This is a genomic window from Paraferrimonas sedimenticola (assembly GCF_002282855.1).
Lineage (GTDB): Bacteria > Pseudomonadota > Gammaproteobacteria > Enterobacterales > Shewanellaceae > Paraferrimonas > Paraferrimonas sedimenticola.
Genome location: NZ_NRIR01000001.1, coordinates 115,101 through 127,569, shown reverse-complemented (window position 1 = coordinate 127,569; position 12,469 = coordinate 115,101). Strand labels below are relative to the sequence as shown.

13 protein-coding genes are annotated in these 12,469 nt (G+C 52.0%); 9 read left to right on the top strand and 4 right to left on the bottom strand.

Annotation, left to right across the window (positions count from 1 at the left end; translation table 11 throughout):
* Positions 1-83: 83 nt before the first annotated feature.
* Positions 84-650 carry a peroxiredoxin family protein gene (locus tag CLC93_RS00565; RefSeq protein ID WP_095503993.1) on the bottom strand — a complete coding sequence of 189 codons (567 nt, stop codon included), beginning with the start codon at positions 648-650 and terminating at the stop codon, positions 84-86.
* Between the two features lie 34 nt (positions 651-684).
* Positions 685-1,266, bottom strand: a complete 582-nt coding sequence (locus tag CLC93_RS00560) for an NAD(P)H-dependent oxidoreductase (RefSeq protein WP_095503992.1) — start codon at positions 1,264-1,266, stop codon at positions 685-687.
* Positions 1,267-1,408: 142 nt separating this feature from the next.
* Here CLC93_RS00560 and CLC93_RS00555 point away from each other — a divergent pair, with 142 nt between their 5' ends.
* The 4 genes from CLC93_RS00555 (at position 1,409) to CLC93_RS00540 (ending at position 5,310) form a co-directional block, all read left to right on the top strand.
* Positions 1,409-1,774: a winged helix-turn-helix transcriptional regulator gene (locus CLC93_RS00555; RefSeq protein WP_425439831.1), complete on the top strand. Its 366-nt coding sequence runs from the start codon at positions 1,409-1,411 to the stop codon at positions 1,772-1,774.
* A gap of 233 nt (positions 1,775-2,007) precedes the next feature.
* The gene (gene hcp / locus CLC93_RS00550) at positions 2,008-3,672 is read left to right on the top strand and encodes a hydroxylamine reductase (RefSeq protein ID WP_095503991.1); all 1,665 of its coding nucleotides are present in this window, start codon (positions 2,008-2,010) and stop codon (positions 3,670-3,672) included.
* Positions 3,673-3,746: 74 nt separating this feature from the next.
* Complete coding sequence (locus tag CLC93_RS00545) at positions 3,747-4,757, top strand: FAD-binding oxidoreductase (RefSeq protein WP_095503990.1); 1,011 nt, start codon at positions 3,747-3,749, stop codon at positions 4,755-4,757.
* Between the two features lie 151 nt (positions 4,758-4,908).
* A complete protein-coding gene (locus CLC93_RS00540) occupies positions 4,909-5,310 on the top strand; it encodes a MerC domain-containing protein (RefSeq protein ID WP_095503989.1) in 402 nt (133 codons plus the stop codon).
* A 48-nt stretch (positions 5,311-5,358) separates the two neighbouring features.
* On the opposite strand, the gene bioA is transcribed toward CLC93_RS00540, so the two are convergent.
* Positions 5,359-6,627 (bottom strand): adenosylmethionine--8-amino-7-oxononanoate transaminase, encoded by a 1,269-nt coding sequence (bioA, locus tag CLC93_RS00535; RefSeq protein WP_095503988.1) that lies wholly within the window; start codon positions 6,625-6,627, stop codon positions 5,359-5,361.
* A gap of 208 nt (positions 6,628-6,835) precedes the next feature.
* Here bioA and bioB point away from each other — a divergent pair, with 208 nt between their 5' ends.
* From bioB to bioD, 4 genes are read left to right on the top strand one after another with little or no spacing between them, the layout of a single operon-like run.
* A complete protein-coding gene (gene bioB, locus CLC93_RS00530; RefSeq protein ID WP_095503987.1) occupies positions 6,836-7,879 on the top strand; it encodes a biotin synthase BioB in 1,044 nt (347 codons plus the stop codon).
* Complete coding sequence (locus CLC93_RS00525) at positions 7,863-9,020, top strand: aminotransferase class I/II-fold pyridoxal phosphate-dependent enzyme (RefSeq protein ID WP_095503986.1); 1,158 nt, start codon at positions 7,863-7,865, stop codon at positions 9,018-9,020. The genes bioB and CLC93_RS00525 overlap by 17 nt, the downstream gene beginning before the upstream one ends.
* Positions 9,007-9,747, top strand: a complete 741-nt coding sequence (locus CLC93_RS00520) for a methyltransferase domain-containing protein (RefSeq protein ID WP_095503985.1) — start codon at positions 9,007-9,009, stop codon at positions 9,745-9,747. The genes CLC93_RS00525 and CLC93_RS00520 overlap by 14 nt, the downstream gene beginning before the upstream one ends.
* Positions 9,744-10,418 (top strand): dethiobiotin synthase, encoded by a 675-nt coding sequence (gene bioD, locus CLC93_RS00515; RefSeq protein WP_095503984.1) that lies wholly within the window; start codon positions 9,744-9,746, stop codon positions 10,416-10,418. The genes CLC93_RS00520 and bioD overlap by 4 nt, the downstream gene beginning before the upstream one ends.
* Before the next feature lie 36 nt (positions 10,419-10,454).
* Here the strand turns inward: bioD and pepE are convergent, their stop codons facing one another.
* Positions 10,455-11,165 carry a dipeptidase PepE gene (gene pepE / locus CLC93_RS00510; protein WP_095503983.1) on the bottom strand — a complete coding sequence of 237 codons (711 nt, stop codon included), beginning with the start codon at positions 11,163-11,165 and terminating at the stop codon, positions 10,455-10,457.
* A gap of 326 nt (positions 11,166-11,491) precedes the next feature.
* On the opposite strand from pepE, the gene htpX reads away from it, so the two are divergent.
* Positions 11,492-12,352, top strand: coding sequence for a protease HtpX (gene htpX, locus CLC93_RS00505; protein WP_095503982.1), 861 nt, complete (start codon positions 11,492-11,494; stop codon positions 12,350-12,352).
* Positions 12,353-12,469: the final 117 nt, after the last annotated feature.

The window sequence follows — 12,469 nt, the reverse complement described above, 5'->3', positions numbered from 1 at the left end:
TGTGTCTCATTTGTGAATGATTTGTTACTAACAATAAAAAAGGATGGCGAATTGCCATCCTTTTGAGTCGCTGAGGTAAATGATTAACGGTACTGCAATTGCGAGCTGTCGTCCTGACGAGTTCCGCGTATCGGATAGTTGTTGTCCGGATCTCGAATCCAACGCAGTCCGTTCACCAGCGACTGCAACTCTGGTCGCACGAATGGGTTGTTAGAAATATCCACTACATGCAAATTGCCTTCTTCATTCACCACAAATAATCCTGGCTCGGCAAAGTTGTGGTCAGTCTCTTGAGGCGAGCGCGGCAACGACACGTACACACCCAGCGCGTCCATTTGCGCTTGCGTCAATCCGTAGGCCAGCGGAAAACCCACCTCCAGCTTGGTTTTGTGCTCTGCTAGCTGTTCTTTAGAATCCGCTGAGACTGCGATGATATCCACACCGGTTTGTAACAGCTCTTCTCTGAACTGCTCCAGTTGATTGAGGTAGCGGGTGCACAAAGGGCAATGACGGCCTCGATAGACCACTACCATTTGCCAGTTGGCACCGGAATCGGCGCGGGGTGTACCCAATTGAACTTGTTGGCCGTCAAAGGTGGTCACGGTGAGTTGTGGGAAAGCCGCACCGGCGGCCAGTTTGTGCTGAGACATTGAAAACTCCTAAGCGGTTAGTGGACTCGGTGGTTTACAGGACTTGATTCAAGTGCTGTTGGTAGCGAATCAGGTCGTTCTCGGTATCCGGATTCTTCATCACATCAAAGCTAGCAAAGGTCGGTAGGCCTGTCATGCCGAAGAAGCGGAAGTTCATATGCATTGGGAAGAAAAGGTCATCCACGCTCTTGCCTTCAAACAGGTACTGTTTTTCGTCATCAAAGGCTTCACCCGGGGCATTAAAGGTCAGGGACATAAGGTAACGAGTGTTGTTGAGCTTGCCGCCTCTGCCGTATTGCGCGCCGGCGTCTTCGTGACTGCGCCCATCACCTTCGCACAAAGCACCCATCATGCCGGCAGTGTAGACCTCGTCCATGTACTTTTTAAACGACCAAGGTACGCCCATCCAATTCACTGGAATTTGCAAAATGACCAAGTCAGCCCAAAGGTGTTTCTCAATTTCGGCTTCCACTTGGTAATCGTCGCTCATGGCGGTGGTTTGCACTTGGTGGCCTTTGCCCTTGGCGACTTCACTCGCTAAGTCCACCATGGCCTGGCTGAGTTTGCCTTCGGAAAACGGATAGGCTTGGTGAGTGTTGATAACTAGCACGTTCATGGGTGTTGCTCCTGAGTATTAATTGGCCGTCTGGCCTGTTGCTGAGCATTCTGCTACCATTGGTTACCAATATCAACCAGTATACTTTTGGTAACCTGTATTCAATATTCTAATTGGGTGCCACAAAGGCGGAGAAACTCAAATGGCAGAAGTGATGGCTAAGGTACAAACCAAAGCCAATGGTCAAAAAGAAGCGATACAGCCTTGTTTGGAGCCATGTCCCATTGAGCGCGGTATGCGCATCATTGGCGGTAAGTGGAAAGGCTCAATCCTATGGCACTTAAAAGACGAGCCGGTACGCTTTAACGATCTGGCACGCATGCTCGGCGGTGCCAGCAAAAAGATGGTCAACCAACGCTTAAAAGAAATGGAAGAGCAGGGGTTAATTGAGCGAGAGGTGCTAAGTGACCGACCGATTGCTGTGGCCTATAGTATTACCCCCTTTGGGCGCTCGAGTTTGAACATACTTGAGCAACTGAAAGACTGGGCCGAGGAGCATCAAATCTAACACCACTCAGGATGTCAAAATGACATCCTGATGTCTTTTCTACAACGAAATCGCTGTTGTCAAAAGCACATCAGGCTTCGCTGGTACTTATCTAAATCATTAATAAATATAGTTTTTTAATGTTGGCACAGGCTCTGCAATGTTCTAAGCAGACAATTGATATCGCCAATTCGTGCAGCACTGTATTCGATGAGTCTCACACGCTGCACCATGACAACAAGTAGGAAGACTATATGTTCTGTATTCAATGCGAGCACACCATTCAAACTCCAGTGGCTAAAGGCTGCGCTTACTCACAAGGCATGTGTGGTAAGACGTCAGAGATTTCAGACCTGCAAGACGTGCTGGTTTATTTGCTGCAAGGGGTGTCTAGTTATGCGAATCTGGCTCGCCAATACGATATCGTTGAACCACAAATCGACGCTTATGTTGCTAAGGCATTCTTCTCAACCCTGACCAATGTGAACTTCGATGAAGAACGTATTATCGACTTCATCGCTAACGCCAAAAATCACAGAGACCGTTTAAAGCAGCTAGTGGAAAATGCCGCTATGCTGGCTGGTGACGCGCTACAACCCCTAGGCGGTGCCGCTGACTTTGATATCAGCATCGAAAAAGCCGCGCTTTTGCAAGCTGCACCAAATGCAGCGGTTAACCGTGGACTGGCGGAAATCAACGAAGATATCCTAGGTTTGCGCCTATTGTGCCTGTATGGCCTAAAGGGTGTCGCGGCCTACATCGAGCACGCTCGCGTTCTGGAGCAAACCGACGCTCAAGTGTTTGCTGAATTCCACCGCATCATGGCGCTTTTGGGCCAAGACCCCACTGAAATGGACCCGCTACTTGAAACTGCAATGGCGATTGGCCATTTGAACTACCAAGTGATGGAAATGCTGGATCGCGGTGAGACCAGCAAGTTTGGTCACCCAGCGCCGGCCAAGGTCAACATGAAGCCAGTGGCGGGTAAAGCCATTCTGGTCTCTGGTCACGACCTGTGCGATTTAGAGCAAATCTTGATTCAAACCCAAGGCAAGGGCATTAATGTTTATACCAACGGCGAGATGCTGCCTGCCCACGGTTACCCAGAGCTAAACAAATACGAGCACTTGGTGGGTAACTATGGCTCTGCTTGGCAAAACCAGCAGACTGAATTTGCGAACTTCCCTGGCGCCATTGTCATGACCTCGAACTGCCTGATTGACCCGAATGTGGGTCAGTACGCCGATCGTCTGTTCACTCGTAGCATTGTTGGCTGGCCGGGTGTGACTCACTTGGAAGGTGACGACTTTAGTTCTGTGATTGATAAAGCCCTTGAGCTAGATGGCTTCCAATACGACGAGATCCCGCACTACACCACCACAGGTTTTGCTCGCAACGCGCTAATGGCAGCCGCACCAGCGGTTATCGAACAAGTGAAGGCTGGCAACATTAAGCACTTCTTCTTGGTAGGCGGTTGTGATGGTGACAAGGCCGAGCGCAGCTACTACACCGAGCTGGCCAAAGCCATCCCTCAAGACAGCCTTTTGCTGACCTTGGCCTGCGGTAAGTTCAAGTTTAACGATCTTGAGTTTGGCGACATCAACGGCATTCCACGCTTCTTGGACGTTGGCCAGTGTAACGATGCTTACTCTGCCATTCAGTTGGCGCTAGCCTTGGCGGATGCGTTTGAGTGCGATGTAAACCAACTGCCTCTGTCACTGATTTTGTCTTGGTTTGAGCAAAAAGCGATTGCGATTTTGCTGACCTTGCTAGCACTGGGTATCAAGGACATTCGAGTAGGGCCGACGGCTCCTGCTTTCTTGACCGACAACCTGCTGACCGCGCTTAACGAAATGACTGGCCTGAAGCTAATCACCACTGTTGAGCAAGACTTGGCAGACTGCCTGGCCGTTCACTAAATCCAGCGATTTTCGTTGGTACTCCATTTGGGCGCTAGTGAACCCTAGCGCCTCTTTTTTTTGAGTGAGCAAGTATGACTGACATGAGTTTACCCAAACGAGTTTGCCGCAAACGAGTCGCGCAAACTGCAGATACCGTGACATTTGAGTTCGACCGTCAGGGAATGGACTACCTGCCGGGCCAATTTGTTTTACTAGAAGCCGAGGTCAATGGTCAGGCTTTGCAAAGGGCCTATAGCCTGTCATCGTCGCCGAGTCAGACGGATGTGTTAGCACTGACTATCAAGCGAGTGGAAGGCGGGCAAATGTCGAATCATCTCATCGACAAGCTGCAGCCGGGGATGGCCATCGGTATGAGCCATGCCACCGGTGAGTTTAGTTTAAACGCTGATACTCAGGCACCTAACTACCTACTGATTAGCGCTGGCAGTGGGGTTACGCCGGTAATGTCCATGGCTCGTGAGCTTGTTAGCCAAGGTTCAACTGCCCCGATTCGCTTTGTCCACTTTGCTCGCAGTGTTGAGGATTGGATATTTGCTAGTGAGATCCAAGCCTTAGCTGAACAACACTCAAATTTACAATTGGAGCTGGTGTTGTCTGAGGTCGCGGATCCAGCCCATCACTTTGGTCTGTTAAACCAAGCCTTGTTTGATGCTTTGATTGATGACTTAGCCGACACTGCGGTGTTCACCTGTGGGCCGGAGCCCTTTATGGCGATTCTTGAGGATTGCTTGGCGACCCGCGGGTTTGACATGGCTCGCTTTTACAAAGAGAGCTTCACTCCGGTAGTCGCAGATACTTTAAGCCAAGACGCTTCAAGCCAAATTCAGGTGAGCGCGCCGGCGTTTGGCAAAGCCACCGAGTTGGCTAAAAACGCTAGCGTGCTGGAGGCGGCGGAAGACATGCAGCTGCCTATCATTGCCGCCTGCCGTTCGGGGATTTGCGGTAGCTGCAAATGCAAAGTAACCGAAGGGGAGTTTACTCGAACCAGTCAAACTGGCCTGAGTGAGCAAGAGCTTGCCGAGGGCTATGTGCTGGCTTGCTCGAGCACCTTACAATCGGATGCTGTGATTGAATTAGGCTAGAGCCTAAAAAATAGAGAACAGCATTGAACAAGCCGACAGCGAGTGTCGGCTTTTTTACGGTCTGTTTTTGAAAATGATTCTCACTAACATGGGCGAGTTAGTGTTATGCTTAGTCCCAATGCTTTGACTTCAATACAGTAAGGGATTCAAATTGAAAGCAAAATCCACTGCGCAAACTCTACTCGACAAGTTTTCTATCGGCGCTTCGGGACTGTGCGCATTGCACTGTTTGCTGACGCCTGTGCTGTTGGCCACCGTACCATCGTTTGCCGCTATCATGGGCGATGAGCACGTCTTCCACATGCTACTGCTTTGGTTGATTTTGCCTTGCAGCGCTATCGCGGCGTTTCTGGGCTGCACACGTCACAAGGACGCCAAAGTGATGTTGGGCATCCTTGCTGGGATAGGTTTGCTGGCAGGAACTGCGCTATTTGGCCACGACTTGGTGGGCGAGCTGGGCGAGAAGTTGTTCACCATGGCCGGAGCTAGCGTACTGGCCTTTGCCCATTGGCGAAACTATAAGCTATGCCAAGCACAAAGTTGCGACCACTAACCGAGGTGGCTAGTTATCGAAACGCCGACGAATCGCCGGCCTTTCTTATTAGCTAATTTTCGCCGCCGCCAGCATCGCATTGGTCAGCTTAGATAAGTCATCAGGCTCAATCACGTAGGGAGGCATGATGTAGATTTGTTTGCCAAACGGACGGATCCACACGCCACGTTCGACAAACAGGGCCTGAAGCTTCGCCATATCCACATCATTTTTCAGCTGTATTACACCAATGCTGCCTAGCACGCGCACATCCACAACCGAATCATAGTCGCGGGCAGGCGCCAGCTCTCGAGTCAACTGAACTTGAATCGCGTTGACCTTTTCTTGCCACTGATTGCGTTGCAGGATTTCAAGGCTTTTATTGGCCACCGCACAGGCTAAGGGGTTGCCCATGTAGGTTGGACCGTGCATAAACACACCGGCTTCAGAGGCGCACACACCATCGGCGATTTCATTCGAGCACAAAGTGGCGGCGAGCGTAATATAGCCGCCGGTCAGGGTTTTGCCCAGAGTCATGATGTCCGGCGTGATACCGGCGTGATCCACGCCAAACCAGGTGCCGGTGCGTCCAAGGCCGGTGGCGATTTCATCGGCAATCAAGAGCACATCGTGCTCTTTACACAAGGCTGCTGCTGCCTTGAGGTAGTCGGCGCTATAGATGCGCATACCGCCAGCCCCTTGCACAATAGGCTCGACAATTAGCGCAGCGATGCTGTCTTTGTGGGTCGATAAAATCTCGGCGAGGGAGTCAATATCACCTTCGCGCAATGGCTCGCCGTATGGGGTTTGTGGCGCCTCGGCAAACCATTGTTTAGGCAGGGCATCGGCGAACAGGGAATGCATACCTGTGTGAGGATCGCAAACGCTCATGGCTCCCATGGTGTCGCCGTGGTAGCCGCGAGCTAGGCTAACGAACTTCTGTTTTTTTGGCTTACCGCGGCCGGCCCAGTATTGAATGGCCATCTTCATCGCCACTTCCACCGCCACCGAGCCCGAGTCGCTTAAAAACACCTTAGTCATTGGATCTGGGCTGATTTCAACCAAGCGTTGGCAGAGCTCAATGGCTGGGGCGTGAGTCAAGCCGCCAAACATAACATGAGACATTTTCTTGCTCTGCTCGACAAGCGCCTGATTTAGCTCCGGATGGTTGTAGCCGTGCAGCACAGACCACCAACTGCTCATCCCATCGATTAAACGCTGACCGCCCTCTAGCTCAATGTGTACACCATCGGCACTGGCGACTGGGTATACCGGCAGTGGGTTGGTGGTGGAGGTATAAGGGTGCCAAATGTGTTGGCGATCAAAATCAAGATTCATTGGTTAATTTTTAATCGTTAGTAAACTTGTGCTGGGTGGTCAGCGTTGACAGTGACCTTGCTGACGGTATCCTAGCTAACATTCAGCCTAAGTGCTAGCACTCTGATTTAGGGTTTCATCAAGAAATCCATCGAGCGCTAGGCTAAGCCCTATTTGACGCGATAAAAACGCAATAAAACGCCATAAAAATTAAAGAGACTCAAACCCTATGTCCCAATTATCACTGCGCCACGACTGGAGCGTTGCGGAAGTTCAAGCCCTATTTGCCAAGCCGATGAATGACCTGTTGTTCGAAGCTCAAAGTACCCACCGCCGTGTGTTTGACCCCAATCAGGTGCAAGTGAGTCGCTTGTTATCGATCAAGACAGGTGCCTGCCCAGAAGACTGCAAGTACTGTCCGCAAAGCGCGCGCTACAACACGGGTCTTGAGAAAGAGCGCTTGATGGAAGTGGAGCGAGTGCTCGAAGAGGCGGAGAAAGCCAAAAACGCTGGTGCTAGCCGTTTTTGCATGGGTGCCGCTTGGCGCAACCCTAATCAAAGAGACATGCCTTACATTTTGCAAATGATCAAAGGCGTGAAAGACCTAGGCATGGAAACTTGCATGACCCTAGGCATGCTCACCGCCGATCAAGCCGCCGAGCTGGCGGACGCCGGTCTGGATTACTACAACCACAACTTGGATACCGGCCCTGAGTTTTACGGCGATATTATCACTACTCGTACCTACGAAGATCGCTTAGATACTCTGTCTCACGTTCGCGATGCGGGCATGAAAGTCTGCTCCGGCGGTATTGTTGGCATGGGCGAGCAGCCCAAAGATCGCGCCGGCTTGTTAGTGGCGCTGGCTAATATGGAAAAACACCCGGACAGCGTGCCAATTAACATGTTGGTGAAAGTAGCGGGTACACCGTTATCTGATTTGGACGACCTAGACCCGCTTGAGTTTGTGCGCACTATTGCGGTGGCGCGGATCATGATGCCAGAATCGCGTATTCGCTTGTCTGCCGGTCGCGAGAAAATGTCCGACGAGCTACAGTCCATGTGTTTCTTCGCCGGTGCCAATTCCATTTTCTACGGCTGTAAACTCTTGACCACAGCCAACCCTGAAGAGTCGGACGACCATCAGCTATTCAATCGTTTGGGTTTAACCCCATCCGCCGGTGATCCTGTGGCATACGAGCAAGTACTAGAAACTCAAGCGCAATTAAGCGCTAAGGCCAGCAACCAGTTTTACGATGCCGCAGCCAACTAACACGGACGCACGCGCTCGATTAAGCGAGCGCCTACAAGCTCAGCAACAAGCAGGACTTAAGCGCCAGCGTCGCTTGACGCTAGCCCCGCTTGAGGACAGTGGCTCGCAGGCGTTCATGAACTTTGCCAGCAACGATTACCTAGGTCTTGCCCACTCCAAAGTGATGGCGCAAGCCCTGGCCGATGCCGCCCTTGAGTTAGGCAGCGGCAGTGGTGCCTCTCCGTTAGTGAGCGGCTATCACCCGGCCCACCGGGACTTGGAACGTGCCCTGTGTCAGTTGACTGGCTACTCTCAGGCCATTTTGTTTTGCAGTGGCTTTGCTGCCAATCAGTGTCTGATGAGCGCGCTAGGCGACTCGCTCGATTACTTTGTGGCGGACAAGTTGGTACACGCCTCAATCATTGATGGTATGCGCGCCACCAAAGCCAAACTCAAACGATTTGCCCACAACGACCTGTTGCACGCGCGTAAGTTAGCCGAGGGACTTGAGGGGCAGGGTGCTGTGGTGTGCGAGAGTCTGTATTCGATGGACGGTGACACTGCCCCCTTGGCGGAGTTGCAACAATTGGCACACAGCCGTGGTGACTTGTTCATCGTAGACGATGCCCACGGTTTTGGTGTGTTAGGTGCCACCGGCTTTGGTGCCAGCGAACTTTGCCGTCCCGATTGCCTGGTGGTGACCTTTGGTAAGGCCATGGGCTGTCAGGGAGCTGCGATATTGGCTGACGGTCCGCTTATCGACTACTTGCAAAACTTTGGTCGTCACTATGTCTACAGCACCGCGCTGTCACCGGCGATGGCGCAAGCGGCGATTACAGCTCTTGAGCAAATCGAAATGGGACGTCGCCGTGAACAACTGCTCGCCAATCTCGAATTGTTTAAACGCAACGCCAAAGCTCTGAACTTGCCCTTGATGGACAGTGACTCACCAATCCAACCCTTGCTATGCGGTGAGTCGGATAAAGCATTACAACTGGCGACAAAGCTGCGCGAGCGCGGGATTTTGGTAGGAGCGATTCGGCCTCCCACGGTTCCGGCCGGCAGTGCGCGTTTACGGATTACCATTGGCGCACGTCACAGCGCCGAGCAAATTCAAAGCTTGACCGACGCATTGGCGGAGGTGCTCGATGAGTTACGATAAGTCCGCCGTTGCTCAGGCCTTTGATTCGGCCGCCAGTACTTATGCCTGTCATAGTCAATTGCAGACGCGAGTGGCACGCCATCTGCTACTGGGCGCCAATTTAACGGGTCGAGTGCTGGATCTGGGCTGCGGGCCTGGCACACAAATCGACTCGGCGCTCAAGACCCAAGGCCAGTGGATAGGCCTAGATTTATCTCACGCCATGCTGCAACAAGCCCGCCCTAATAAGGCCTATGTGGTGCAAGGCGACGCCGAGTCGTTGCCACTGCAATCACAGAGTCTCGATGCTTTAGTGTCTAGCATGGCGCTGCAGTGGTGCGATGTGGAGCGCAGTTGTTCTGAGCTTGGCCGTGTGGTGAGCTCCGGCGGTCGACTATATTTAGCTGTAGTGGTGCAAGGCAGCCTGAGTGAACTTCAATCGTCAGATTGCCAGAGCGGGTTTAGTGTGAATCGCTTTGCTCCGGCAAAAGCTTGGCTGAGTCAACTGACGCAAGCGGGCTTTGAGGTCAATTTGGAGAGCCGCGCCGAAACCGCCCATTTCGATTCGGTGAAAACCTTGCTCAACAGTTTGCGCGGGGTCGGGGCGAATCACAGTCAGCAACGCTCACCTGGGCTTAGAGGTAAAACCTGGTGGCGCGAGGTGCAAGCGCACCTTGAAGCCCAGCGCTGTGAACACGGTCTGCCTTTGACCTATCAGATAGCCTACTTCAGAGGATTAAAACTGTGACTCTATTTATCACAGGAACCGATACGGATTCCGGAAAGACCCTGATTAGCGCGGCACTGTTGACCTTAGCTAAGGGCAAAACCGCGGGCTTTAAACCGATTGCGTCAGGGTGCGATAACACTGAAGCCGGGCTTCGCAACGCCGACGCGCAAGCGCTAATGGCGGCGGCCAACACCGAATTGGAGTACGCCACGGTCAACCCTCTGTCGTTTGAACCGGCGATTGCACCGCATATTGCGGCGGCTGAGCAAAACGTGTCGCTTTGCTGCGAGCTGTTAAACCAGGTGATGGATTTTGACGCGCTTAAAGACTTAGATTTTGCTCTGGTGGAAGGGGCTGGTGGCTGGTTGTTGCCTTTTAATCAAAGCGAAACTATGGCGGATTGGGTTGAGCAACAAGGCTGGCCTGTGTTGCTGGTGGTTGGGGTTAAGCTTGGCTGCTTAAATCACGCCATGCTCACGGTGGCGGATCTCAAGGCTCGCGGTGTGACCTTGGCAGGTTGGGTCGCCAATCAAGTGGAGCCGGATATGGATTATTTTCAGGACAACGTGGATTATCTGACCCAGGCTATCGATGCCCCTTGCTTTGGGGTCGTGCCTTACTTGCAACGGGTGAGCGTCGAAGCGGCTGCCGAGTATCTGCACTTTCCAGATAGCTTTCAAACTAGCTAATTAACTGGCAGGCCCGACAGCCTCAAATTCGACCAATTAAAGCAGTTCGGACAAGTCACTGCCCGCCGGGATAGTGACTTTTTGCTTTTCGCCGTGGAATAAATAGCCTGGCTTGTCACCGAGCAGCGTCAAAGTTTTATCCTGCAATCGCAACGCGCTACCTTCTTGGATGCCTACCACTGGCGTGTCCGGGTTCAAACAACAAAACTCCAGTAAGCGTTCGGCGCGGGTTTCACCATTGTGCCCTGGTGGCTGGTAGTCGGTGTAATGAGGATTGAGCTGAAACGGCAACAACGCCAAGGCGTTAAAGCTCGGTGGCTCAACAATCGGCATGTCGTTGGTAGTGCGTATGCTGGCACCTGTGATATTTGAGCCAGCACTCCAGCCAATGTAGGGCATACCCTCAGCCAAACGCGCTTTTAGTGGCTCCAATAAGTCGTTTTGGTAGAGTCGACTAAGCAGAGCAAAGGTGTTGCCACCACCCACCATAATACCGGCAGCGTTGGCAATCGATTCGGCAGGATTGTCGCATTGATGCACGCCTTTTAGGCTCACGCCAATAGGAGAAAGTGCCTGATTGACCTTATCCAAGTAGTCATCAAAGCTAAAGCTCACCCCCGCGTAGGGCACAAATAGCCATTCGCCAGGACTGGCTTGGGTCAGTGGCTCGATGAAAGACAGCGCATGTGCGAGATATGGGGTGTCGTCGACTCGAGATGCAGACAGCATTAATGCATTAAAAGCCATAATAGTTCCTTGCTAGTGGTCGGGTAGGCAAGTACCAAAGCACAAGCCTGAAGCATATGAAAATAGAGCGGTTTTACGCCGGTGAGTTACACTTATTGGGGCGCTAATAGGGGGCCTACTTGGCTCTAAAACTCAGCTAGCCTGTCATCGGTCATGCACTATGTCAAATGGGCTCTGTACACCTAGTACGGCGTGTTGCACCAAAGTTACCAAAAGGTTGGTTTTATAAATTTTTACAATCCGTTCAGCTAGCAGGCCTTGAAATCTGTTTTTTCGGACATATTATGTCTTTCAGATAACGAACAAACTCAAATTGAGGATTCTGAATGAAACGCGTGCTGTTATTTCTCGCGACTAACATGGCGATTCTGGTAGTTGCCAGTATCGTAATGAGCATCTTAGGTGTGAACACTTCGACCATGTCCGGTCTGCTAGTGTTCTGTGCCATCTTTGGTTTTGGTGGCTCGTTTATCAGCCTACTGATCAGCAAGTGGATGGCCAAAAAGAGCACAGGTGCTCAGGTGATTCACCAAGCTCGCGACGCCGATGAGCAGTGGCTGTTAGACACTGTCGCTCGCCAGGCGCAACAAGCGGGCATCAAAATGCCCGAGGTAGCGATTTATCACGCTCCTGAGATGAATGCTTTTGCAACTGGGCCAAGCCGCGACAATTCTCTGGTGGCGGTAAGCTCGGGCCTGCTTTACGGCATGACCCGTGACGAGGTGGAAGCGGTACTGGCTCACGAAGTCAGCCACGTAGCCAACGGCGACATGGTGACCCTGACCCTGATTCAAGGCGTTTTGAACACCTTTGTCATGTTCCTAGCCCGTTTGGCAGCTGGTGCGGTTAACACTGTAGTAGCCAGCAACGACGAAGAGGGCGAAGGCATGGGCTTTCTTGCACACATGGCGGTGGTCATCGTGATGGAGCTACTGCTGGGTATTTTGGCATCGATCATTGTGGCTTACTTCTCGCGCATTCGTGAGTATCGCGCTGACGAGGGCGGTGCTCGATTGTCATCCCGTGAAAAGATGGCTGCAGCGCTTGAGCGCTTGAAAGGCAACGCCGAGAGCACCATGCCGGCGCAAATGGCTGCCTTTGGTATTTCTGGTAAGAAATCCATGGCCGAACTGCTGATGAGCCATCCGCCGCTAGAGAAGCGTATTGCTCGTTTGCGTCAAGGCTAAGCCATTGACCTAGTTGATAAAGGCAGCGTTAAAGCTGCCTTTTTTGTGCCTGAATTAAATTATTTTAGGCGGAGCTAAAGTTTGCTAATTAGCCACACATTCGCTAGGGTGATAGTT